This is a genomic window from Comamonas sp. GW821-FHT11H03 (assembly GCF_058807955.1).
Genome location: NZ_JBXARF010000010.1, coordinates 12,773 through 36,803 on the forward strand (window position 1 = coordinate 12,773; position 24,031 = coordinate 36,803).

General features: G+C 64.2%; 23 protein-coding genes. 9 read left to right on the forward strand and 14 right to left on the reverse strand.

All coding sequences use genetic code 11. The features are described 5' to 3' along the window. The first annotated feature begins 7 nt into the window (after window positions 1-7). The 9 genes from AC1RTQ_RS20130 (at window position 8) to AC1RTQ_RS20170 (ending at window position 10,411) form a co-directional block, all read left to right on the forward strand. A complete protein-coding gene (locus AC1RTQ_RS20130) occupies window positions 8-889 on the forward strand; it encodes an amidohydrolase family protein (protein WP_034357944.1) in 882 nt (293 codons plus the stop codon). A 247-nt stretch (window positions 890-1,136) separates the two neighbouring features. Beyond that, window positions 1,137-2,324, forward strand: coding sequence for a substrate-binding domain-containing protein (locus tag AC1RTQ_RS20135; protein WP_304351106.1), 1,188 nt, complete (start codon window positions 1,137-1,139; stop codon window positions 2,322-2,324). 139 nt (window positions 2,325-2,463) lie between these two features. Continuing rightward, window positions 2,464-3,294, forward strand: coding sequence for an ABC transporter ATP-binding protein (locus AC1RTQ_RS20140; RefSeq protein ID WP_409813129.1), 831 nt, complete (start codon window positions 2,464-2,466; stop codon window positions 3,292-3,294). Further along, window positions 3,291-4,016: an ABC transporter ATP-binding protein gene (locus AC1RTQ_RS20145; RefSeq protein WP_492878339.1), complete on the forward strand. Its 726-nt coding sequence runs from the start codon at window positions 3,291-3,293 to the stop codon at window positions 4,014-4,016. Before AC1RTQ_RS20140 ends, AC1RTQ_RS20145 begins: the two co-directional genes overlap by 4 nt. Before the next feature lie 91 nt (window positions 4,017-4,107). Then, on the forward strand, window positions 4,108-5,091 hold the full coding sequence (locus AC1RTQ_RS20150) for a branched-chain amino acid ABC transporter permease (RefSeq protein WP_492878341.1): 984 nt from the start codon (window positions 4,108-4,110) through the stop codon (window positions 5,089-5,091). Between the two features lie 11 nt (window positions 5,092-5,102). Next, window positions 5,103-6,173 carry a branched-chain amino acid ABC transporter permease gene (locus AC1RTQ_RS20155; protein WP_492878342.1) on the forward strand — a complete coding sequence of 357 codons (1,071 nt, stop codon included), beginning with the start codon at window positions 5,103-5,105 and terminating at the stop codon, window positions 6,171-6,173. Between the two features lie 57 nt (window positions 6,174-6,230). Further along, window positions 6,231-8,369 carry a D-(-)-3-hydroxybutyrate oligomer hydrolase gene (locus AC1RTQ_RS20160; RefSeq protein WP_492878344.1) on the forward strand — a complete coding sequence of 713 codons (2,139 nt, stop codon included), beginning with the start codon at window positions 6,231-6,233 and terminating at the stop codon, window positions 8,367-8,369. Between the two features lie 92 nt (window positions 8,370-8,461). Beyond that, window positions 8,462-9,376 (forward strand): alpha/beta fold hydrolase, encoded by a 915-nt coding sequence (locus AC1RTQ_RS20165; RefSeq protein ID WP_492878346.1) that lies wholly within the window; start codon window positions 8,462-8,464, stop codon window positions 9,374-9,376. Window positions 9,377-9,460: 84 nt separating this feature from the next. Beyond that, on the forward strand, window positions 9,461-10,411 hold the full coding sequence (locus tag AC1RTQ_RS20170; RefSeq protein ID WP_302091790.1) for a rhodanese-like domain-containing protein: 951 nt from the start codon (window positions 9,461-9,463) through the stop codon (window positions 10,409-10,411). A gap of 64 nt (window positions 10,412-10,475) precedes the next feature. Here AC1RTQ_RS20170 and AC1RTQ_RS20175 read toward each other — a convergent pair whose 3' ends face one another. The 14 genes from AC1RTQ_RS20175 to hemH form a co-directional block, all read right to left on the reverse strand. Continuing rightward, window positions 10,476-10,649 carry a hypothetical protein gene (locus tag AC1RTQ_RS20175; protein WP_003057543.1) on the reverse strand — a complete coding sequence of 58 codons (174 nt, stop codon included), beginning with the start codon at window positions 10,647-10,649 and terminating at the stop codon, window positions 10,476-10,478. Window positions 10,650-10,662: 13 nt separating this feature from the next. Continuing rightward, the gene (locus AC1RTQ_RS20180) at window positions 10,663-11,760 is read right to left on the reverse strand and encodes a YeeE/YedE thiosulfate transporter family protein (RefSeq protein WP_492878349.1); all 1,098 of its coding nucleotides are present in this window, start codon (window positions 11,758-11,760) and stop codon (window positions 10,663-10,665) included. Window positions 11,761-11,919: 159 nt separating this feature from the next. Beyond that, entirely contained in the window at window positions 11,920-12,876 is a 957-nt protein-coding gene (locus tag AC1RTQ_RS20185) for a sulfurtransferase (RefSeq protein ID WP_492878351.1), read from the reverse strand. Window positions 12,877-13,091: 215 nt separating this feature from the next. After that, window positions 13,092-13,628 carry a (2Fe-2S)-binding protein gene (locus AC1RTQ_RS20190; protein WP_492878353.1) on the reverse strand — a complete coding sequence of 179 codons (537 nt, stop codon included), beginning with the start codon at window positions 13,626-13,628 and terminating at the stop codon, window positions 13,092-13,094. After that, window positions 13,625-15,907 (reverse strand): xanthine dehydrogenase family protein molybdopterin-binding subunit, encoded by a 2,283-nt coding sequence (locus tag AC1RTQ_RS20195; protein WP_492878355.1) that lies wholly within the window; start codon window positions 15,905-15,907, stop codon window positions 13,625-13,627. Before AC1RTQ_RS20195 ends, AC1RTQ_RS20190 begins: the two co-directional genes overlap by 4 nt. 6 nt (window positions 15,908-15,913) lie before the next feature. Continuing rightward, window positions 15,914-16,711, reverse strand: coding sequence for an FAD binding domain-containing protein (locus AC1RTQ_RS20200; protein ID WP_492878357.1), 798 nt, complete (start codon window positions 16,709-16,711; stop codon window positions 15,914-15,916). A gap of 24 nt (window positions 16,712-16,735) precedes the next feature. Beyond that, window positions 16,736-17,248 carry a nucleoside deaminase gene (locus AC1RTQ_RS20205; protein ID WP_492878359.1) on the reverse strand — a complete coding sequence of 171 codons (513 nt, stop codon included), beginning with the start codon at window positions 17,246-17,248 and terminating at the stop codon, window positions 16,736-16,738. A 20-nt stretch (window positions 17,249-17,268) separates the two neighbouring features. Further along, complete coding sequence (locus AC1RTQ_RS20210; protein WP_492878361.1) at window positions 17,269-18,030, reverse strand: ABC transporter permease; 762 nt, start codon at window positions 18,028-18,030, stop codon at window positions 17,269-17,271. A 30-nt stretch (window positions 18,031-18,060) separates the two neighbouring features. Further along, complete coding sequence (locus AC1RTQ_RS20215) at window positions 18,061-18,840, reverse strand: ABC transporter ATP-binding protein (RefSeq protein WP_003078463.1); 780 nt, start codon at window positions 18,838-18,840, stop codon at window positions 18,061-18,063. Window positions 18,841-18,907: 67 nt separating this feature from the next. Beyond that, on the reverse strand, window positions 18,908-19,906 hold the full coding sequence (locus tag AC1RTQ_RS20220; RefSeq protein WP_492878363.1) for an ABC transporter substrate-binding protein: 999 nt from the start codon (window positions 19,904-19,906) through the stop codon (window positions 18,908-18,910). A 40-nt stretch (window positions 19,907-19,946) separates the two neighbouring features. Further along, window positions 19,947-20,747: an alpha/beta fold hydrolase gene (locus tag AC1RTQ_RS20225; RefSeq protein WP_492878365.1), complete on the reverse strand. Its 801-nt coding sequence runs from the start codon at window positions 20,745-20,747 to the stop codon at window positions 19,947-19,949. A gap of 11 nt (window positions 20,748-20,758) precedes the next feature. Next, window positions 20,759-21,712 carry an isopenicillin N synthase family dioxygenase gene (locus AC1RTQ_RS20230; RefSeq protein WP_492878367.1) on the reverse strand — a complete coding sequence of 318 codons (954 nt, stop codon included), beginning with the start codon at window positions 21,710-21,712 and terminating at the stop codon, window positions 20,759-20,761. 193 nt (window positions 21,713-21,905) lie between these two features. Next, on the reverse strand, window positions 21,906-22,883 hold the full coding sequence (locus AC1RTQ_RS20235) for a LysR family transcriptional regulator (protein WP_492878369.1): 978 nt from the start codon (window positions 22,881-22,883) through the stop codon (window positions 21,906-21,908). Between the two features lie 45 nt (window positions 22,884-22,928). Then, window positions 22,929-24,026, reverse strand: coding sequence for a ferrochelatase (gene hemH / locus AC1RTQ_RS20240; protein ID WP_304351091.1), 1,098 nt, complete (start codon window positions 24,024-24,026; stop codon window positions 22,929-22,931). Between the last annotated feature and the right edge of the window lie 5 nt (window positions 24,027-24,031).

Sequence of the window (24,031 nt, forward strand, 5' to 3'; positions counted from 1 at the left end):
CCCACCCATGAACCATCAAGATCTGATCGCCATCGACTTCCACACCCATGCCGAAGTCAGCTGCCGCAATCCCTTTGACAGCTATGGCGAGGAGTACGACCGCGCGGCCGACAAATACTTCGGCAGCTCGCTGCGCCCGACGATCGCCGAAACCATTGCTTATTACCGCGAGCGCAAGATCGGTCTGGTGATGTTCACGGTGGACAGCGAGGCGCAACTGGGCCGCCGCCGCATTCCCAACGAAGAGATTGCCGATGCCGCGCGCGAGAACAGCGACATGATGGTGGCGTTCGCGAGCATCGACCCGCACAAGGGCAAGATGGGCGCGCGCGAGGCCGAGCGTCTGATCACCGAATGCGGCGTCAAGGGCTTCAAGTTCCATCCCACGGTGCAGGGCTTCCATCCCTACGACCGCATGGCCTGGCCCATCTACGAGGTCATCAACCACTACAAGCTGCCTGCCATCTTCCACACCGGCCACAGCGGCATCGGCAGCGGCATGAAGTGCGGCGGCGGCCTGCGCCTAGCCTACAGCAACCCCATGCTGCTGGACGACGTGGCCGTGGATTTCGGCGATATGCAGATCGTCATGGCTCACCCCAGCTTTCCCTGGCAGGACGAGGCGATCTCGGTGGCGCTGCACAAGCCCAATGTCTGGATCGATCTTTCGGGCTGGAGCCCCAAGTATTTCCCCAAGCAGCTGGTGCAGTATGCCAATACCTTGCTCAAGGACCGTGTGCTGTTCGGCAGCGACTTCCCGCTGATCACGCCGGAGCGCTGGATGAAGGACTTCGAAGTCGCCGGTTTCAAGCCCGAGGTCATGCCCGGCATTCTCAAGGACAACGCCGTGCGGCTGTTGGAGCTGGACAGAAAACGCGATGCCGCATGAAAGCTCAAAGGATCACCCCGGTGATCCTTTTTTCATGGTGCTTGAACTTCGGCCGAGGCGAGGCCTGAAGAGATGTATGGAAATCATGCAGTGTCTTTTTTTTAGACATTTTCTGTTTGATTTTCAGGCAAACAGGATGCAGGCTGAAACAAGACTAAGAGGAAAACCAGACTGGCACGAAGGCTGCTTGATGCACACCATACAAAGACAAGCGGACACACCGCATCCATCCTCAAGGAGACAACACATGCACAAGCGCAGCCTGCTGCAGGCGGCCGTTCTGGCGGCCATGGTGGTTTATGTTCCCGGCGCCCTGGCGCAATCTGAAATCCGCATCGCCCATGTCTACAGCAAGACCGGGCCGTTGGAGGCCTATGGCAAGCAGACGCAGGCCGGGCTGCTGATGGGGCTTGAATACGCCACGGGCGGCAGCATGACGGTGGCAGGCAAGAAGCTGGTGGTGATCGAGAAAGACGACCAGGGCAAGCCTGACCTTGGCAAGAGCCTGCTGGCCGCCGCCTATTCGGACGACAAGGCCGATCTGGCTGTCGGTCCCAGCGCGTCGGGCGTGGCGCTGGCCATGCTGCCGGTGGCAGAGGAGTACAAGAAGATCCTGATCGTCGAGCCCGCCGTGGCCGATTCCATCACCGGCGACAAGTGGAACAAGTACATTTTTCGCACCGGCCGCAACTCCAGCCAGGACGCGATCAGCAATGCCGTGGCCATCGACAGGCCTGGCGTGACCATTGCGACACTGGCCCAGGACAATGCCTTCGGCCGTGACGGCGTCAAGGCCTTCAAGGAAGCGGTCAAGAAGGGCAAGCTGGTGCATGAGGAGTATCTGCCCGCAGCCACCACCGATTTCACGGCCGGGGCTCAGCGCCTGATCGACAGGCTCAAGGATGTTCCAGGCAAGAAGGTGATCTGGATTGTCTGGGCCGGTGCCGGCAACCCCTTCAAGATCGTCGACATGGACCTCAAGCGCTACGGCATCGAGATTGCCACGGGCGGCAACATACTGCCCGCCATGGCCGCCTACAAGAATATGCCGGGCATGGAGGGCGCCACCTACTATTACTTCGGCATTCCCAAGAATCCGGTGAACGAAGCCATGGTCTCCATGAGCTACAAGCAGTTCAAGGCTCCGCCCGACTTCTTCACGGCGGGCGGTTTCTCGGCCGCCATGGCCATTGTCACAGCACTCAAGAAGACTGGCGGCGACACCAAGACCAACACCTTGATCAAGGCTCTGGAAGGCATGAGCTTCGATACCCCCAAGGGGGTCATGACCTTCCGCAAGGAAGATCACCAGGCCATGCAGAGCATGTACCACTTCAGGATCAAGAACGATCCGGCCATGGCCTGGGGCGTGCCCGAGCTGGTGCGCGAGATCAAGCCTGAAGAAATGAACGTTCCCGTGCGCAACGGGCGCTGACTGAGCGGCCCGCAATGCGGCGGGTGCCCATTCCATCTTTGAAAGCTGATGGCGCTTGTCCACCAAGCGCTGGAGGCCCCTTTGGCCTGAAATTCTTGCGACTGCCTGCCGCCATGCCCGGAATCTCTCCTTTTCATCCATGCTGACCACAGACAAGCTCACCATCCGCTTTGGCGGCCATGTGGCGGTCAACAGCGTGACCTGCTCCTTCGAGCCGGGCACGCTGACGGCCATCGTCGGCCCCAATGGCGCGGGCAAGACCACTTACTTCAATCTGATCTCGGGGCAGCTGCGGGCCACGGAGGGCAGGGTGTCGTTGCAGGGGCGCGACCTCACGGGCCTGCCGCCTTCGGCACGCACGCGTGCCGGCCTTGGGCGGGCCTTTCAGCTCACGAATCTGTTCCCGGCCCTGTCGGTGCTGGAGAACGTGCGCCTGGCGGTGCAGGCCACGCGCCAGGGCGCGCACCGGCGCGGCATGAACCTCTGGAGCATCTGGAGCGACCACCGCGCATTGCTGGCGCGTGCGCAGCAAATCCTGGAGCAAGTGGCGCTGTGGGCGCGGCGCGATGAGCCGGTTTCGGCCCTGCCGCACGGCGACCAGCGCAAGCTCGAGGTGGCGCTGCTCATGGCGCTGGAGCCGCAGGTCTATATGTTCGACGAGCCTACGGCGGGCATGAGCCATGACGAGGCGCCTGTGATTCTGGACCTGATACGCGAACTCAAGAAGGATCGCAGCAAGATCATTTTGCTGGTGGAGCACAAGATGGATGTGGTGCGCGAACTGGCCGACCGCATCATCGTGCTGACCAATGGCACGCTGGTGGCCGACGGCAAACCGGCCGAAGTCATTGCCTCGCCCGTGGTGCAGCAGGCATACCTGGGTCTGACGCCCCAGGATGCCGTTGGCGGCATTGACGCTCCCCCCCATCCCGGTCTTCCCCCGTCTGGGGGACGAGGAGAACAGCCATGAGCGAGCTACTGTTGGAGCTCCAGGGCGTGCACACCCATATCGGCGCCTATCACATCCTCCACGGCGTGGACCTGGCTGTGCCGCGCGGCGAGGTCACCCTGCTGCTGGGCCGCAATGGCGCGGGCAAGACCACCACGCTGCGCACCATCATGGGCCTGTGGCAGGTCAGCCAGGGCAGCATCCGCTTTGGCCAGAAGGACATCACGCGCCTGGCCACGCCGGCGATTGCCCAGCTCAACATCGCCTATGTGCCCGAGAACATGGGCATCTTTGCCGATCTCACGGTCAAGGAAAACCTGTTGCTGGCTGCACGCTCGGCCTCGCATGCGGCGCGCATGGACCGCTCGCGCCTGGACTGGATCTACGAGCTGTTCCCGGCCGTACAGAAATTCTGGGACTACCCGGCCGGCAAGCTCAGCGGCGGGCAAAAGCAGATGGTGGCCGTGGCGCGCGCCATCGTCGAGCCGCGCGATCTGCTCATTGTGGATGAGCCAAGCAAAGGCCTGGCACCGGCCATCATCAACAACATGATCGAAGCCTTCGCCCAGCTCAAGGCCAGCGGCGTGAGCATTTTGCTGGTCGAGCAGAACCTTGCCTTCGCCAAGCGCCTGGGCGACGGCGTGGCCGTCATGGACAACGGCAGTGTCGTGCACGCGGGCCGCATGGCCGATCTTGCGGCCGACGAGGAACTGCAGCAGTCGCTGCTGGGGCTGGCGCTATGAGGTCACGAAAATCAAAACAAAAAGCAAATCGAGCGCTTGCTGGTCAAGCGCAGGCAGCTATGGATATGAAAGTTCGCGCCGAGGTGAAGACATGATGCGCAAGGACCTGGATTACAAGCCGCTGCTGCTGGTGCCGCTGCTGGCGCTGGCCACCTTGCCCTTGGTGGGCTCTCCCAGCACCTGGCTCACGCTGACGGTGGCGGGCTTGGCGATGGGCATGATCATCTTCATCATCGCCTCGGGGCTGACCCTGGTATTTGGCCTCATGGACGTGCTCAACTTCGGCCATGGCGTGTTCATCGCTCTGGGGGCTTTCGTTGCCACAAGCGTGCTCGGTGCCATGGGCGACTGGACGGGCTCGGCGCAGCTGTGGCGCAACCTGGTGGCCGTGCTGCCCGCCATGGTGATGGCCATGCTGGTGGCGGGTGCCTTGGGTCTGGCCTTCGAGCGCTTCATCGTGCGGCCCGTCTACGGCCAGCACCTCAAGCAGATTCTCATCACCATGGGCGGCATGATCATTGGCGAGGAGTTGATCAAGGTCATCTGGGGTCCGCAGCAGATTCCGCTGCCGCTGCCCGAAGCCATGAAGGGCGCCTGGCTGCTGGGCGATGCGGCCGTGGAGAAATACCGGGTCTTCGCCGTGCTGGTGGGCGCAGCCGTGTTCGCCGCGCTGGCCTGGACGCTGGCGCGTACCAAGATCGGTCTGCTGATCCGCGCCGGCGTGCAGGACCGCGAGATGGTCGAGTCCCTGGGCTACCGCGTGCGCCGATTGTTTGTGGCCGTGTTCGTCGCAGGCTCGGCCCTGGCCGGGCTGGGTGGCGTAATGTGGGGCCTGTACCAGCAGAACGTGGTGGCGCAGATGGGCGCCCAGGTCAATGTGCTGATCTTCATCGTCATCATCATCGGTGGCCTGGGCAGCACGGGCGGCGCGCTGATCGGTGCGCTGCTTGTGGGACTGATGGCCAACTACGCTGGCTTTCTGGTGCCCAAGGTGGCGCTGTTTTCCAATATTGCACTGATGGTCGCCATCCTGCTCTGGCGTCCCCAAGGCATCTATCCGGTCGCCAACCGCTGAAGGAGAACAGAATGCTCAACCGTTTGCTCTCGGGTGATCTGCCGCGCAGCCGCATCCTGGCGCTGATGCTGCTGCTCATCTTCATCGGCCTTGCCGTGGCACCGTTTGCCTTTCCCGGCGTCAAGGCGCTCAATGTGGCGGCCAAGGTGCTGATCTTTGTAGTGCTGGTGGCCAGTTTTGACCTGTTGCTGGGCTATACCGGCATCGTCAGCTTTGCCCACACCATGTTCTTCGGCATAGGCGCCTATGGCGTGGCCATTGCCTCGGGCAAGCTGGGCCCGGGCTGGGGGGCGCTGGCCCTGGGGCTGGGCGCGGCGCTGCTGGTGTCGCTCGTTCTGTCCCTGGCCATCGGCCTGTTCTCCCTGCGTGTGCGCGCCATCTTCTTTGCCATGATCACGCTGGCGGTGGCGGCTGCATTTCAGACCCTGGCGTCGCAGCTGTCTGACTGGACGGGAGGCGAGGACGGCCTGACCTTCAAGATGCCCGAATGGCTGTCGCCCAGCTTCGAGCCGTTCGAGAACGAGATCTTCGGCATCCTCATCGATGGCAGGATCATCAGCTACTACCTGCTGTTTGCCGTGGCCGTGGTTCTGGTACTGATGCTGCTGCGCATCGTCAATTCGCCCTTCGGCCGCGTGCTGCAGGCGATTCGCGAGAACGAATTCCGTGCTGAAGCCATTGGCTACCGCGTGGTGATCTATCGCACCACCTCCAGCGTGCTGTCGGCCCTGTTCGCCTGCGTGGCCGGCGCCATGCTGGCCGTCTGGCTGCGCTACAACGGGCCCGATACCTCGCTCTCGTTCGAGATCATGATGGACTGTCTGCTCATCGTGGTGATCGGCGGCATGGGCACGATTTATGGCGCGGTGATCGGCTCCGTCATCTTTCTGGTCGCGCAAAGCTATCTGCAGGATTTGCTGCGGCTAGGCAGCGAAGCCGCCGTCAGCCTGCCATGGCTGTCGGCCCTGCTGTCGCCGGACCGCTGGCTGCTGTGGCTGGGTCTGCTGTTCGTGCTGTCGGTCTACTACTTCCCTACCGGCGTGGTTGGCCGGCTGCGCGCGGCTGCGGCGCGCAAACCCTGACATCTTTTACTGGCATCCCTTCTCTGACTGCTTTCACTACGACAGGAGACAAAGCCCATGCAGAAGACCTATGCGATTGCCTTACCGCCCGCAGCCCTAGCGGTGCTGGCGGCTGCCGTGCTGACCGCCTGCGGGGGCGGCGATGGAGGCGAGCTCAATGCCAAACCCGGCTACCTGGGCACGGTGCGGCAACAGAGCTATGACGGCAGCAGCGATGACCTGCTGACCGCAGGCATGGGCAAGAGCGGCCTGGCTGCGGCCACGGCACCGGGCTTTGCCATTGCGCTCCAGCCCACGGCGGCCGAACTGCGCCGCCTGGCCATTTACACCAATTACCGCGCCATGCTGGACATGACAGCTGCGGGTGGCTACGGCACGCTCTACGGCCCCAATGTGGATGTGCAGGGCCGGGTGACGGCCGGCGAAGGCAGGATTGCCGGCATCGAGTACATCGCGTTTTCGGACGACGGAACGGGCCGCAAGAACGTCACGCTCATGGTGCAGGTGCCGGCCAGCTTTGACCCAAGGAAGGCCTGCATCATCACCGCCACGGCTTCGGGATCGCGCGGCGTGTACGGCGCCATCACGACGGGTGAATGGGGGCTCAAGCGCGGCTGCGCGGTGGCCTATTCCGACAAGGGCACGGGGGCCGCGCCACATGACCTCATGAACGACACTGTGCCTCTGATTGACGGCACGCGCAGCACGGCTGCGGCAGCGGGCAAGCAGGCTGCATTCAATGCGGGACTCACGGCTGGCGAGCTGGCTTCCTTCAACACTGCCACGCCCAACCGCTTTGCCTTCAAGCATGCGCACTCGGGCCAGAACCCAGAGAAGGACTGGGGCCGTACCACGCTGCAGGCCGTGGAGTTCGCCTACTACGTGCTCAACGAGCGCTATGGGGACCGCAACATTCTGGGCGAACGTCTGCGGACGCTCAAACCGAGCAACACCATCGTCATCGCATCAAGCATCTCCAACGGCGGCGGCGCGGCGATTGCCGCCGCCGAACAGGACTCGCAAGGGCTGATCAACGGCGTAGCCGTGTCCGAGCCAGCGGTTGAATTGCCCGCCAACCCCGGCGTGACCGTGCAGCGCGGCGGCACGGCGCTGCCTGTGGTGGGCAAGACGCTGGTGGACTTCACGACTTATGCCAACCTCTACCAGCCCTGTGCCTCTCTGGCAGCTTCGATCAGCGGCTCGCCCTATGCGGCTGCGTTTGCCGCGGGCTTTGCCAGCACGGCTCTGCCGATTGCGCCCAACCGCTGCGCGGCACTCAGGACTGCCGGTTTGCTGAACGCCATGACCACGGCGGCCCAGGCCGAAGAAGCTTTGCAGAGGCTGCGCGACTATGGCTGGGAACCGGAATCCAGCGAGCTGCATGCCTCGCTGGCCGCCTTTGAGGTGGCGCCCGCCGTGTCGGTCACCTTTGCCAACTCGCTCTCGCGCGCCAGCGTGAAGGACAACCTCTGCGGCTACAGTTATGCCGGTGCGACGGCTGCTGGCGCAGTGACGCCGCTGGCCCCCGGGGCGCTGGTCAGCATGTTCTCCACGGGCAACGGCGTGCCCCCATCGAGCGGCGTGCAGCTCATCAACAACAAGGGCAAGTTCGGTGCCGCGCGCGATTTCCTCTCCGTGTCGATGAACTCGGGCGTGGCCGACTGGAACACGCCGGGTGCGCTGTGCCTGCGCAATCTCGTCACCGGCAACGATGGCTCCGCCAGGGCGCTACAGGCTGGTATCGACGAGACAAGACGCAGCGGCAATTTGCAGGGCAAGCCGACCATCATCGTCCATGGCCGTGCGGATGCGCTGCTGCCCGTGAACCACACGACGCGGCCCTATGTGGCGCTCAACCGGAGGGTGGAAGGCGCTGCCAGCAAGCTCAGCTATGTGGAGGTCACAAATGCCCAGCATTTCGACAGCTTCATCGGCCTGCCGACCGTGCTGCCGGGTTACGACACGCGTTACATCCCGCTGCATGTCTACCTGAACCGCGCGCTCGATGCCATGTATGACCACCTTGCCAGCGGCAAGGCGCTGCCGCCCAGCCAGGTGGTGCGCACCGTGCCGCGTGGTGGCAACCCGGGCCAGGCACCGGCCATACAGCCGGCCAATCTGCCGCTGATTGCCGGCACGCCAGCAGCGGCCGACAGGATAGAGGTCAGTGCCGGAGCCATCCGCGTGCCGGACTGATACGTATGACCGGCCTGCGGCTACGGCTGCCGGCCGACTACCGAAGTTGATAGCTGATAGCGCTCATCACATATGCGCTAGAGGCCTTTTTGATGCTGAAACCTGCCATGCCCAACAACTGCGCTTCTGCGGCCACCGTGCCGGCATCCCGCTATGCGAACTGCGCTGGCTACGAAATTCATTACCTTGACTGGCAGCCGCAAGGCCCGATCAAGGCTGCGGTGATCGCCTGGCATGGCCTGGCACGCACGGGTCGCGACATGGATGCACTGGCGCAGTTTCTCGCGGCGCAAGGCTATCGCGTCATCTGCCCGGATACGCTGGGTCGAGGCCTGAGCCAGTGGAGCCGCAATCCGCGCGAGGAGTATCAGTTGCGCTTTTATGCCCGTCTGGCGCGCGAGCTCATGGATGCGCTGGCACTGCAGCAGGTGCACTGGGTGGGCACCAGCATGGGCGGTGCGATAGGTACGGTCTGCGCATCCGGCCTGTTCGAACCGGATCTCAGGCAGCGCATTCTCACGCTCACGCTCAACGACAATGCGCCCGAGCTGGCCGAGGCTGCGCTGGCCCGCATCAGGAGCTATGCCGGCCGGCCGCCGGTGTTTGACACCGTCGCCGAGCTGGAAGGCTTTTTTCGCGCGGCCTACAAGCCCTATGGCTGGCTCAGCGATTTCGAGTGGCGCAAGCTCACCGAGACCAGTACGCGCCGTTGCGATGACGGCCGCGTCACCCCGCATTACGACCCGCGCATGATCGAGCAGTTCACCGAGCATGACAACGACTATCTGCTATGGGATCACTATGACGCGCTGCACCTGCCCGTGCTGTTGCTGCGCGGCGAGCAGTCCGATCTGGTGCTCAAGCCGGTGGCTGAGCAAATGCAGCAGCGCGGCCCTGGTGCCCGAGGTCTGCTGACCTGGCTGGAAGTGCCGGATTGCGGCCATGCGCCGGCGCTCAATGTGAGTGCGCATTTCGAGGCCGTTCTGTCCCATCTGCACCAGGCATGAAGCGCAACAACCTCGCAGCACTGGGGATGTTCGCGTCTCGCTAGCATCGGTGGCTCACCCTGGTCGGGGTAAGGAGCGTGGGTCATGGGTTTTGTCGTCGATCTGATTCGGGAATACGGCTTCGGCATTGTCTTTCTCAATGTGCTCGTGGAGCAGCTGGGCGCACCCATCCCGGCTTATCCGGTGCTGGTGGTGACCGGAGCGCTGGAGGGCGGCAGCCTGGCACGCCTTGGCTGGCTCACCGTGATTGCGGTGGCCGCAGCGCTGATGGCCGATGTGCTCTGGTACCACGCAGGCCGAGCCTATGGGCACAGGGTGCTGGGACGTATCTGCCGCATTTCGCTCTCGCCCGATGCCTGCATCCGTCAGACCGAGTCCGTTTATGGTCGCTGGGGAGCCAGGTCTTTGTTGGTGGCCAAGTTCGTGCCGGGCTTTGCCTCCATTGCCAGTGCGCTGGCCGGCGTGGTGGGCACGCCGCTGCGTACCTTTGTGTTGTTCGATACGCTGGGGGCCCTGATCTGGGTGGGCTCGGCCGTGTTTCTGGGCTCGCTGTTCAGCTCCACGGTGCAGGATTTGCTCGATGTGCTGACGGCCCTGGGCAAATGGGGGCTGCTGCTGCTGTGTGTGGCGTTCTCAGTTTTCGTGGCGCGCAAGTGGTGGCAGAGGCAGCGCGTGGTGCGTTCGCTGAAGATGCCGCGCATGTCGGTCGAGGAACTGGCGGGGCTCAACGCTCAGGGCATCACGCCGACGGTGATCGATGTGCGCGAACCCCTGCTCTTCGGTCAGAGTCATATTCCCGGTGCCAGCTCCTGGCTGGAGCATCAGGGCAAGGGCAGGGCGGCCTACGAGCACTTGCTGCCGCGTGAGCGGCATGAGCATGGCCTGGTCGTGTATTGCGACTGCCCCGACGAGATCTCCGCCGCGCGTGTGGCCAGGCAATTGCAGCGTGCGGGATTTCACAATGTCCGCCCATTGTCCGGTGGCCTGACGGCCTGGGAGGCGGCCGGGTTCGAGCTGGAAAAGCCCGAGGCCTGAGCAGGCCCCAAAGAAAAATGCCCTGACCATTCTCTGGGCAGGGCAGCGGGTGGGGTCGAAGCGCTTACTTGCCGGCAGGCATGGAGCAATGCCCGCCCTGTGCGGCCTGGCCGGAGCCCGCGGCAATCAGCGGCGCTTCGAAGCGCAGGTCGATGGCTGGCGATGTATGAAAGTCCCAGGCCAGAAAGACGAGCAGCACGGCCCAGAATACGGTGCGCAAGGTGCTAGGTGAGGTCATGGTTGTTCCTTGCTCAGAAGCCGAAATGGCGGCGGATGCGCAGTCCGAAGATGGTGCCCGCAAATGCCAGTGGCACCCAGATCCAGCCGTGGATGGAGCCGGTGGAGATGCCCGAGAGCATGGCACCCACGTTGCAGCCGAAAGCCAGGCGAGAGCTATAGCCGAGCACCAGTCCTGCCACCAGGGCCACGACCCACTGCGTGCCTGTCAGTGCCTTGGCCGCCGTGGGCTTGCCGGCGGCAATCCACAGTGCGCCGCCCAGAATGCCGATATTGGTGATGCTGGTCACGTCCAGCAGCACGGTCTCGTTCAGGCGCGCCGCATTGCCAGGCTGGCTCCAGAACCAGTTGCTGGCCAGATCGACGGCGCCCGTGGCGTTGGCGATCTTGGCGGCCCACAGACCAAAGCCGTAGACCACGCCCCAGGGCTGGCCCGCAATGATCAGGTTGAGCGTGGCCAGGATGGCCAGCAGCACGGCACCCACCAGCCATTTGCGCACCAGCAGCGGCTTGGCCGGGCGGTTCAGGGCGGCATTGGCCTTTTTCACATACAGGGCCACGCCTGCAGCGATCACGGCCAGTGCGACCAGCGTGGCGATCAGCGCTGGAGCCCAGCCCCATTGCGTGACCAGACCCACGGGGGCGGCATTGCCCAGGTCCAGCCACCAGCCCAGATGCAGGCTGCCCAGAAAGCTGCCGATCGCAAACAAGGGCAGTATGGCGGTGTTCATGGGGATGCCCATGCCAGCCTTGTATAGGGTGCCGCTGCCGCAGCCGTCGGCGATCTGCATGCACAGGCCGAAGACAAAGGCACCGACCAGCAAGCTGATGCTGGGTGGGCCCAGAGCTGCCGTCAGCTCCGGGAAATGGCCCAGCAAAGGCATAGCCAGGGCCGCAGCCAGCGCCAGCAGCAGCAACTGGCCGAAGATGCCGCTGCCGTCTTTTTCCTCGACCAGCATGCGCCAGCCCGTGGTGAAGCCAAAGCGCTTGCCGGCCAGCACCGCGCCCAGGCCTATGCCCACGGCAAACAATGCCGCCTGACGCACCGAGACCGACCACAGCAGCCAGCCAAAGAAAACGGCCAGCAAGGCCGTTATGGGAAGTCGTTTCATGTTGTTAGTGTTAATTCAGTGCCTCAAGAGTTCGAGGCTTGTAAAACCGCCACACACCAAGTCAGAGACACCAAGCAAGTCCTGGGCGGCCCCGCCGCCTCGCAGTAAGGGTGCCTTGGGGGCGCCGGGCTTGGGGAAGGCGCGAAGCGACTCAGGGGGTTACTTGAATGTTTTTTCCCACCATTTTTGGGCGTCATAGGCCAAGGACTGGGCGCGGCCCGGCTGGTTGGCCATACGCGGCGCGTCCTTGGATTGCGTCCAGTCCACCATGGAGCCTGCATACAGTTTCACATTGGGCAGGCCCGCCATTTCGGACAGGCCGAACCAGTCGGTGGCCGCCCAGTGACCGGTGTTGCAAAAGGCCACCATGTCCTGGCCTTGCGGGCGCTCGATCTTGGCGGCGATTTCCCGGGCCTTGGCGGCATCCACGAACTGCGAAGTCCCGGGAACAAACCACTGGTTGAAATCCAGTTGCTGTGCGCCGGGCAGGGTGCCCGAGAGCTTGGCGGCCGGCGCGCGGGTCTTGCCCAGATAGAAGGCGTCGGGGCGCGAGTCCACCAGGGCCGCATTGGAGAGGTCGATATGCTTGCCCACGTCCTGCTGGGTGGCCAGCCAGCTGGCGTCAAAAGTCGGGGCGTAGCTGCTGGGCGCAATCTGCGTCTGGGTCTTGCCCAGGGGCTTGCCTGCCCTTTCCCAGGCTTTCATGCCGCCGTTGACGATGGACAGCTCCTTGAGGCCCAGGCTTTTGAGCGTCCAGTACACACGCGCTGCGGCACCGAAGTCCGTGGCATCGGCACCGCTGGAGATCACGATGGCATGTGTGGTCGGCGTCAGGCCCAGGGACTGGATCAGCGCCACCAGCTTGGCCTGGTCGGGCAGCTCGCCAGGATTGGTGGCCGGGCCGCGCCATTTACCGTAGGGGGCGTTGGCGGCCTGGGCGATATGGCCGGCCTCGAAGGCTTTGGGGTCGCGGATATCGATCAGGCGGATATCGGCCTGCTGGAGCAGCGGCTGCAGTTGCTCGGGGCTGAGCAGGGGCTGGGCCGCGAGCGCCCAGGCGCTGGCACCCAGGCTCAAGCCCAGACCCAGTGCATAGCGTGTCAGAGAGTTTTTCATGGCAGGAGTCGGCAAAGCCGATTCGTCAGGGGCATGGCTATGCCCAGGGCCTCTATTGTCCGGTCTTGCCGCGACAGGGCCAACCAAGATAAACTTGTCTGCTTATTGCCTGGGGTCATGAACCGGCAAGCCAACGGCGTGGTTTCTGATAAATGTGGTTAAAAGTGGATGAATCGCTTTGTAGGTAAGAGATTGCAGCTATTGATTTAGAAAAATCATGCGATTTGCCCAGCTGGAAACAGCTCATGCACAGCACGCCGGATACCGCCATAGCCCGTACAGCGGCAAAGGTTTCCGCACATCTGGGCCTCGGCCTCGGCGGCCGTGGGACGGGGCTGCTGCTGGTGCAGCCAGCTCATGCTCATGACCATGCCGGAGGTGCAATAGCCGCATTGCACGCCGCCGCAGCGCGCCAGCGCGTCGCGCACGGGTTCGCTGGCGCTGTCCTGAGCCACGGACTCGATGGTGCGCACGGTGTGGCCCTGGATCTGATAGGCCATCAGCAGGCAGGCGTTCACGGGCTCCGCATTGAGCCAGACCATGCAGGCTCCGCAGCGTCCCACTTCGCAGCCAGGCTTGGCTCCGGTGAGGTTCCAGTGCTCGCGCAGCAAGGTCAGCAGCCGGGTATCGGGGCTGCAGCTGGCGCTGACCGGCTGGCCGTTCAGATTCAGCTGCAGCACAAAAGCCGGGGCCTCCTTCGCGCTGGCTGCGAGCGGCTTTACGCCGTGATCCGGGATGTGGGTCGTCGTCATGGTGTGAAGGGCTCCGCGCCCGCTTCCAGCAGCGCGATCACGCGCTCAGGGGTCATGGGCAGTTGCGTGATGGGGTGCTGAAGTGCGGCGGCCAGAGCATTGGCCACTGCAGGCAGGGCCAGGTTGACGCTGATCTCGCCGGCTCCGCGCGGGCCTATGGGGTCGCCCTCGGGAAGGTTCTCGATCGCCAGCACCTGCATGTCAGGGGCATCGGCCAGCGTGGGGATCAGATAGCCGTCGAGATTGCGCGCCTGGTAGCGGCCGTCCAGGCAAGCCAGCTCCTCCTGCGTGCCCATGGCCAGACCCATGAGGGCGCCGCCTTCCATCTGGCCCAGATAGCCCTGGGCCGATGCCACGGGGCCCAGCGCCGTGCACATCACCAGCCGCTGCACCTGAACCATGCCGTTCCAGGTGTCGATGCGTACCTGGGCAATGGCGGCGCAGGCTCCGAAGACGAAGTGGGTGTCATGCGCGTTGCCCTCCGGGTCCTCTGCGCGCAGGTCGATGGAGATACAGGGCGCTTGTTCGCCCGATGCCTTTGCCAGATCGGCATAGCTGAGGCACAGGCCTGCATCGCTTTCCAGGCCTCGTGCGCCGCAGCGCAGAGGAATATCGGGCCGCAGTCTTGCGGCAGTCAGTAGCAAGGCTTGCTGCCAGGGCTGGACTGCCTGCTGCAAGGCGCGCCATACCAGTGTGGTGCCGCGCGAGGCGGCCACCGGGCCCGAGTCGGGCGTCAGCCGCGTATCGCCCAGTACCGGCCGGATGGCATCGGCAGCGCAGCCCAGATAGCGGGCGCCGAGGCTCTGGATGGTCCCGACCAGGTTCTGTCCCAGCTCGGTAAAGCCACAGCGCAGCTCGATCGCTCCGTCGGCGGCCAGGGCCAGCTCCATGCGGCAGTCGCTGGGGCCTCCCTTGCCAAAGCCGTCGCTGCGGTGGATCAGCGTGAGGCCCACGCCGTGCAGATGGCGGCCGTCCGCGCTGGCCCAGCGATGCGGCCCGCGCCACAGCGCTTGCCGGCGGGCGACATCGAGTGCGCGTTGGGCGCCGTCAAACGGCACGACATGCTGGCCCAGCGGGCCGGGGGCTTCGGGAGCAGCGAGATTGAGGGCGCGAAACGCGTCAGCTGTCATGCCGACCAGCGCAGCCAGCCTGTCCATCTGCTGCTCGAGTGCAAATTGCACCTGCACGGCGCCAAAGCCGCGAAACGCGCCCGCGATGCCGTTGTTCGTATAGGCCAGCCTGGCACTGAGGTCCAGTGCCTGATACCGGTAGGGGCCGGGGGCATGCTCGAGCGCGGCATCCAGCACCTCGGGGCCATGCGTGGCATAGGCTCCGGTGTCGGCCACTATCTGCACCTGGTGGTAGGTAAGCCGGCCCTGTGCATCGCAGCCGGTCTGCATTGCGATCTGCATGGGATGGCGCTTGACGCCCAGGTCCACCGATTGCGGACGTGTCAGATGCAGCCGCACGGGGCGTTGCGTCTTCCAGGCCAGCAGGGCCGCGATGGGTTGAATCGTCAGCTCGTCCTTGCCGCCGTAGGAGCCGCCCACGGGCGAGCCTACGGCATGCACCCTGTCATGCGCCAGGCCCAGCATATCGGCGATGACCTGCTTGTCGCGCGCAGGGTTGTGGCCGCCGAAGAACAGGCGCAGGCCGCCCGCACCATCTGGCTCGGCCACCCCGCCTTCGGTCTCGAGAAAGGCGTGCATCTGGCGCGGCGTGACATAGCTGTCCTGCACCCTGTGTACGGTGGCTGCCTGGGCCGCAGACATGTCGCCCTGGCGGTGGCTGGCGGCATGCAGCAGATTGCCGTCCTGATGGACCTGTGGGTTGGCGGCCACCGTGCCGTCAAGGGCAGCGATCGGGTCGCAGACCGAGGGCAGGAGTTCGTATTCGACGCGGATCAGCGCCAGAGCCTGGCGCGTCGTCTCCATGTCCACGGCCGCAACGGCGGCGACCGGGTCGCCCACATGGCGCACTTTGTCGATGCAGAGCACGGGCCGATCCTCCTTGCGCAGGCCGTAGTACTTGAAGCCCGGGATATCGGCATGTGTGACCACGGCATGGACACCCGCAAGAGCTTTGGCGGCGCTGGTATCGATGCGCAGAATGCGTGCATGGGGATGGGGGCTGCCGAGAATCGCTCCGCGCAGCTGACCTGGCTGAATGCGGTCGCTCAGAAAGCCCGGGTTGCCGCCGAGCTTGACTGCGGCGTCGGGTCGGATCGGCAAAGGCTCCAGGCCAAGATCGCGAATGTGATGAGTGGTGAGAAATTCCATGGCGGTTCAGGCCAGCAGCCCGCAATGTCCGGCAATCAGGCGGCTGGCGATCCGGGCCAGGTCGGGGGGCAGGCTTTGCTCGCAGGTGGTGCGTATATCGCCGAGGGAGGGTCGGATCTGCAGCTCCTGCGCATAGCTCAGCAGCTTTTCCGTGGCTTGCAGGCGGTGCACGCCAATGCCGGGAGCCGCCACGGCGATGCGGTCCAGGCTCAGGCGCTTTTGTGCATCGCTCCAGCGCAAGGCCATGCGCAGGCGCGCGGGGGAGAATGCCGCGCGATAGCCGACTTTCTCGAATACCAAAGGCCGGGGCTCCATCACATCCCTGCGCGGCAGCAGGAACGACAGCATCAGGGGCCGGTCCATGAGCTTCAGCGTCTGCGCCAGCGACTGCAGGTTGCCGTCCGTCAACTCGACCTGCGCATCCATGGCCAGCAATACCGGGCAGCAGTCGCCTTCGCCCCAGCCTATATTGCCGCCCAGGGTTCCCAGGCGGCGTATTCCCATGGCCCCTAGCTGATCAAGGGCCTTGACGAGCACGGGCGCGTGCTGCTGCACCCAGGGGTGACGGCGGACGGCCTCCAGCCGCATGCCTGCACCGATGTGCAGATATTGCGGGCCGAGGCTGATCTGCTGCATCTCGGGCCAGTGCATCACATTGATGAAATGTGTGGCCGACGGGGCCAGACGAGGCTCGGGCCATGACTGCTGCAGCAGCGTGCCCCCGGCGATGAAGCAGGCGGCATTGCCGAGCTTGCGGGCCAGGGCCTGCGCGGCCTGGGGTGACGAGGGATGGGTTAGCAGCATGGCAGCGTCCTGCTGGCGTGGTTCTCAGCGCCGCGCCCAGAAGGCTTGCTGCTGGGCGGCGATCTCGGCCTCCATCTCGGGTACGGGGCCGATCAGCTCCACGGCCTTCTGGCAATGATCGAAGACATAGCGTGACGAGACGCTCATGGTCGGATTCTCGCCATGGCTGCCCGTGCACTCCAGCAATCGGTGCTCGGTCATGCCGAACACGATGCGGCCGATATTGGCCCAGTAGGCCGTGCCGGCGCACATGCAGCAGGGCTCCACATTGGTGTAGAGCGTGCAGCTCCAGAGAAACTCGGCCGTGTAATTGGTGGCCGCCATGCGCGCCAAGGTCGATTCCGCGTGGTTGACGGTGTCGATATTGCACTGCTCCATGAGCACGGTCTCCTGGTCGGGGCCCACCAGTACGGCGCCGAAGGGGTGGTGGCCCATCTGGGTGGCGCGCTGGGCCACGTCCTGGGCGCGACGCAGATTGCGCTGGATTTGCTCGGCAGAGGGCGTCAGGCCCTGAGGGGGTAAGTTCTTGTCTGTCATGGTGGCGGTCCTTGTGTTGATCAGGCTGGAGTGCTCTGGCTCCAGGGAAAGAAGCGCTTGTGCAACTGCTGCACGCCACCATAGAGCAGCAGGCTGCACAGCACCAGCAGTGCCAGTGCTGCAAAGGCCACGGGCACCTTGAAGGAGGAGGTGGCAAACAGAATCAGATAGCCCAGGCCTTTTTCCGCAGCCACGAACTCGGCGACCACGGCTCCCACAATGGCCAGCGTGATGGAGACCTTGAGGGCCGAAAACACATAGGGCACGGCAAACGGCATGCGAATCTGCCAGTACTGGCGGCTGGTGGTGGCGCGCAGCGAGCGCGACAGCTCCACCAGCTCAGTCGGCACCGAGGCCAGGCCCAGGGCGGTGGAAACCACCAGCGGGAAAAAGGCAATCAGCGTGGTGATGACCACGCGGGGCAGCAGGCCGGCGCCCAGAGTGACGACGATGATGGGGGCTACGGCCACGATGGGAGTGGACTGGATCACCACCAGCCAGGGCATGATGATTTTCGAGAGCAGCTGCGATCGCGTGATGGCGATGGCCAGCGGAATGGCCAGCGCGATCGCCAGCGCATAGCCTATGAGCGCGACCTGCAAGGTGGCCGTGACATGCTCCAGCCAGCGCTGCAGCCCCATCTCGGAAGCAGCCAGCCAGATCTGGCTGGGAGCGGGAAAAATGTATTCCGGGATATGCGCCAGGCGGCAGGTGCCCTCCCAGAACAGCAGGACGGCGAGGAAGACCAGCAGCGAAGCATGGCGTTGTATGAGGGCAGACATAGAGGGCCTCTTGGGGCTGCGGGAGGATCTTCAGGCGTGTGCGGGGTGTTTGCTGAAGACCTGGAGACGAATCTCGTTGGCCATTTCGGTAAACACAGGATCGGCCAGGGTGGCCATGCTGCGCGGTCGTGCCAGCGGCACATCGATGATGTCGGCCACGCGGCCCGGGCGAGCGCTCATGACCACGATGCGGTCGGACAGCAGCAAGGCCTCCTGGATGGAGTGGGTCACAAAGACCACGGTCTTGGGGCGCTCGTTCCAGATGCGCAGCAGCTCCAGGCTCATCTCGTCGCGTGTGAGTGCGTCCAGCGCCGAAAAAGGCTCGTCCATCAGCAAGATGTCCGGGTCATGCAGCAGCGAGCGTGCAATCGCGACGCGCTGCTGCATGCCGCCCGAGAGTTCGTGGGGCCGCTTGTGGCCAAAGTCCCTGAGGCCGATCATCTCCAGCAGTTGCTGGGCGCGGGCCTCCTCCTTCATTTCCACATGGCCGTATTTGTGGCGCATGGGGAAGGTGATGTTGTCCAGCACCGAGAGCCAGGGCAGCAGCGTGGGCTTCTGGAACACCATGCCGATCTCGTCGCGTGGTTCGGTCACGGGCAGATCGAAGATGCGTACCTCGCCGCTGCTGGGGCGGATCAGACCCGCAATCAGGCGCAATATGGTGGACTTGCCGCAGCCCGAGGGGCCGATCAGGGAGACGAATTCGTGGCGGCGCAGATGCAGGTCCACGCCTTGCAGGGCCGTGACAGGGCTGCCATCGCTGGAGACAAAGGTCTGGGTGACCGCGTTCAGATCGATTACGTATTGCATGGCAGGCGATCAAGGAAGGACAAGGGCGGGAGCGTGAGGGCGGCGCTGCGCCGCCCTCACATGGGATTTACTGACTCAGAAAGCGGCGATCCACCAGCGTTTCCGGGTCGACCTTTTTGAGGTCGTAACTCATGGACTGGGCCACCCAGCCCCAGGTGGCAGCTAGCAGCCGGGGCTCGAATTTGCCCAGGCCGTCGCGTTGGCTGATCTCGTTCCTGAGCAGCGGGATGGAGGCTTCAAATTCGGCCTTGACCACGGCAGTGTCGGCTTCGGGCACCTGGGCCTTCAGTGACTCGGCCGCCTTTTGCGGGTTCTGGATGGAGAACTCCAGCGACTTGCCCAGTGCCCGCACATAGCGCTTGAGCACTTCGGGGCGTTCCTTGATGGTCTTGTCACTGGCCATGACGGACCAGCCATAGCCGTCCAGACCGAACTGCGTCCAGGGCAGGACCGACAGCTCCTTGCCGGCCTGTTTGAGCACGGCGCCGAAGGCCGGAGCCACCGTCACCCAGTTGATGGTCGCGTCCACGCGGCCCTGGGCCAGCATGGGAGCCAGCGTGGCCGGGTCCGACTTGATGACCTTGATTTTGCTGGCGTCCACGCCGTTCTTCTGCAGCACGATGGGCCACAGGGCATTCGACGAGGAGAAGGTGGGCATGGCCACCGTCTTGCCTTCCATGTCCTTCAGGTTCCTGATCTTGCTGTCGGCGCGCGTGAACAGCGCATCGGGCTGTTTGGAATACAGCGACATCACGGCCTTGACGGGAATCCTGCCTTCGGCAGCGGCCATCATCAGCGCCGAAATGCCGCCAAAACCCACATCGGCAGAGCCCGAGGCCACCTTGGTCACGGCATCGGCCGAGCCTCGGCCGGGAACGATCTTCACGTCCAGACCTTCGTCCTTGAAAAAGCCTTGCTGCACGCCGACATAGACAAAGGACTTGTCGCCCCCGGGCAGCCAGTCGAGCTGTACCGTGAGCTTGTCGGCCGCCTGGGCCGCAGCGCCACAGGCGACGAGCACGGCGAAAAGGGCGGAGCGTTTGAAGTGGGTGGTGGGGCGCGTCATGAATAACTCCTGAAGAATACGAGTCCGGGGTAATTGGTTGCTATACATTGATGAGCGGCATGCGCAAGCTCATAAAGGGTTTTGACTGAATTTCATTGATAGCAGGCAGCAAGGCGTCGTTCAGGGCCTGAGGGCAGGCCAGCTGGGGCACATGTCCGCAATCGAGGCTGATACGCCTGGCGCCCGGCGTGAGCTGCTGCATGCGCTGCTGCAGCGGCAGCGTCACGGAGCGGTCCTGGCGACATTCCACATAGATGCGTGGCACCTGGCCAAAACGGTCGGCACTGAGCCGATTCACCATGGCCCGGCCCGTTTCGGGTTGGACGCAGAAACGGCTGGCCGCCTTGAGCGCTGCGGTCGGAGGGCAGTCATGCAGGAACAAAGCCATGGCGGCTTCCAGCGGCACGCTGCTGGCATTGCGCTGCTCGTTCCAGGCCAGATGCGGGCCTATGCCCTGGTAGTCAAAGCCCGGATCGGCAGCGCGGCATTGCGCGATCACATCGCTATAACTCATGCCGCTGGGCAGCATCATTCCGGCCAGGTAGACCAGGGCGCTGACCCGCTCGGGGGCGGCCTGGGCGACCTGAGACGCTGTCATGCCGCCACCGCTGTGACCTACCACCACGGCAGGGCCGTCCAGCGACTCCAGCACGCGCAGCACATGGGCGGTGTAGCCGTCGAGATTGGCGCAGCTGTCATCTTCGGCGGCGGCATCGTTGCCCGGCAGATTGACGGCAAGCACCTTCCAGCCCCGGGCCTGCAGCAGAGGCGTCCAGGCGGCAAAAGCCCAGCTGCCTTGCCAGGCCCCGTGGATCAGCACCATATTGCGTGAGCTTTTCATCGTGGCCTCCGTCAACCGTAGGTGCGGCGATAGCATTCGATCTGGTGCAGCTCCACCGTGACGGCCGGGTACTTGGGCTGCTCGCCCTCGTCCAGGCAGGTGGGAATGCATTCCACCTTGTGCAGCAGATTGCCCGTGAAGAAAAAGGGTACGGAGTAGCGTTCGCGCCCCGAGACATTGATGACCCGGTGCAAGGTGGAGACATAGCGGTCGTTGGTCCAGCGCGCGAACAGATCGCCGATGTTGACGACGAAGGCGCCGGCCACGGGGGGGGCGTCGATCCAGCTGCCGAGGTCTTTGTCCCAGACCTGCAGCCCGCCGGCCTCGTCCTGCAGCAGCAAGGTCACGCCGCCGAAGTCCGTGTGTTCGCCGCAGCCTTTCTCACCGGGTTCGGGATTGGCAGGCTGGGGCGGGTAATGCAGCAGGCGCAGGGTCGCGGCGGCGTCCTTGAGATAGCCGTCGAAGTGGCTGACCGGCACGCCCAGCGACAAGGCCAGGCCGCGCACAATGGTCGCGCCCAGGCCATAGGCCGCCTGGTAATAGTTCTGCATCACGGCGCGGAAGTCGGGTAGGGTTTCGGGCCATTGGTTGGGGCCGGTATTGAAGCGGCCGGCTAGCACACGCGCATCGTTGGCCGCGACCTCGGCGCCCGCGTAGAAGCTTTCCTTGAGGTCGGGTGGTGCGCCGCTCTCCAACGTCTGGGCGCGCAGCGGCTCATAGCCGCGATTGCAGCGGGAGAGCTTTTTGTCCACGGCCAGCTTTTCGGTCATGGGCAGGTCAAAGAAGCGCTGGCTGGCGGCAAACAGGCTGCTGATCAGCGCCGGGTCTATGCCATGGCCTGTGATATAGAAGAAGCCGCGCTGTTCGCAAGCCTGGCGCAGCTGCTCGGCCACCAGGTGCTGATCCACAGGGTCATGGCTGCGCAGGCCGCTGATGTCGATGAGGGGGAGGGCAGAGGTGCTCACAAATGGCGTCCAGAAACTGAAGAACTGGAGTCAGTTTAGGAAGCGCAGTCCGTGCTGGATAGCGCAGCTTTTGCTGCAGGGTGATCTAAAAATGTGAGCGCTAAGCGCTGATGGGTAAAGCTTTGCACGGCATTGGTGCATTCGCGAGAAGCGATGCGCACAATGCCGGTGCAGGCACAGGCCGAGGGTGGTCTCAGCTCGTGGCGGAAGCCGCCGCAGCGGCGGTCTGCGTGCGTGCCACCCATTCACGCAGGGCGACACTTTCCTCGTCCTCGCGGCTTTCTATGGCATCGGCCGCGATGCGGTTGAAGGCGTCGAGTGCCGATGGCAGCGTGCGTCCTGCACGCACATAGACGCCAAGTTCGGAGTACAGCGTGGTGGGGGTATCCAGCGGCACATGGACCAGCCGGCCTTCGCGCAGCTCGCGCTCCAGCCCCAGGCGGCTCTGGAAGAAAATGCCCACGCCGCGTTCGGCAAGACTCTTGGCCAGCTCGATGGACGAGGTTTCCAGCAACACCTGCAATGCACGCTTGTGGTGCGCCAGCAAGGGCTGCAGCAAGTCGTGCATGGAGAGTTCGGGCGTTGGCAGAATCAGCGGAAAGGCCGCGCATTGTGCAAAGTCCACGCGCTCCAGCTGGGCAATCGGGTGCTTGGGCGGCACGATGGCACCCAGCGCGAAGCGGCCCATGGTGCATTGGCGCAGATTGTCGTGGCGCTTGACCGAAAAGCCTATGCCTACGTCCGCATCGCCCTGAATCACGGCCTGTGCCGCCTGCTGGGAGCCGCAGGTGCGCACATGAATCTGAATCGTGGGATAGCGCCTGTGCATCTGCGTGAGCACGGCCGGCATCAGGTCGGCATTCAAGCCCTCTACCGCCGCTACGCTGACCGAGCCACGACGCACGCCGCGCAGCTGCTCCAGCTCGGTGCTGAGGCGGTGCTCGTCCTGCAGCACCGTGATCACATGGCGCGAAAACACTTCGCCAGCGGCCGTGAGCCGCAGGCCCGAGCTCAGGCGCTCGAACAGCGGGCTGCCGATTTCATCCTCGAGTTGCAGCAGCTGGCGGTTGACCGCCGATGACGCCACATGCAGATGGCGCGCGGCCTCGCGTATGGAGCCGCAGCGGCGAATCATGTCGAAATAGCGAATGGAGCGGGCGTGAATATGCATGCTGCCGGAGGCAGCATATGCCGTGCCAGTTCGTTCGATGGCCGCCTACTGCGGCGCGCCGGCCGCCTTGGCGTGCTGGGCGCGGGCCTTGAGCTCGGCGTCGTCCTCGCGCCCGGTGGGCCAGCCTTGCATATGCTGCTGGGCAATATCGCTGAGTGCGGTGATCCAGGGTGCACTGTCGTTGAGGCAGTCTATGTACTCGAACTGCTGGCCGCCCGCATGCAAAAAGGCTTCACGCGCTTCCTGCTTGATTTCCTCCAACGTCTCCAGACAGTCGCTGGTAAAGCCGGGGCAGACCACATCGACGCGCCGGGTGCCAGCCTGGGCCATGGCAATCAGCGAGGGTTCGGTATAGGGCTCCAGCCATTTGGCCTTGCCAAAGCGCGACTGGAAGGTCACCAGATACTGCTCGTTGCCGAGCTTGAGCCGTTCGGCCAGCAGGCGTGCCGTCTTGTGCGATTCGCAGTGATAGGGGTCGCCCAGATGCAAGGTGCGCTCGGGCACGCCATGAAAACTCATGACCAGCTTGTCCCCGCGGCCGTGGCCGCGCCAGTGTGCTTCGATGCGCTGTGCCAGCGCTTCGATATAGCCGGCATGGTCGTGGTAGCGGTTGACGAAACGCAGCTCGGGAATATGGCGCTGGGTCCTGGCCCAGTCGTAGACGGCGTCGAACACGCTGGCCGTGGTCGTGCCCGAGTACTGGGGGTACAGCGGCAGAATCAGGATGCGCGTCACTCCGTCTTTCTTGAGTGCATCCAACTGGGCCGCAATGGACGGCGTGCCGTAGCGCATGGCCGGCAGCACCAGCACATTGTGGCCGCGTTCGCCCAGCCAGCCGCGCAGCAAAGTGGCCTGGCGCGTGGTCCAGTGCAGCAGCGGGGAGCCGTCCTTTTCATGCCAGACGGTAGCGTACTTGGCAGCCGACTTGGCCGGGCGGGTGCGCAGGATGATGCCGTGCAGAATCGGCCACCAGGCGAGCTTGGGAATCTCGACCACGCGATCGTCACCGAGAAACTCCGCCAGATAGGGGCGCACTGCGGCGGCCGTGGGCGCGGCCGGCGTGCCCAGATTGCACAGCAGGATGCCGGTGCGTGCGGATTGATCGTGGCGGAAGCGGGGTTCGGGCGCAAAGCGTGATGGCATGGCGC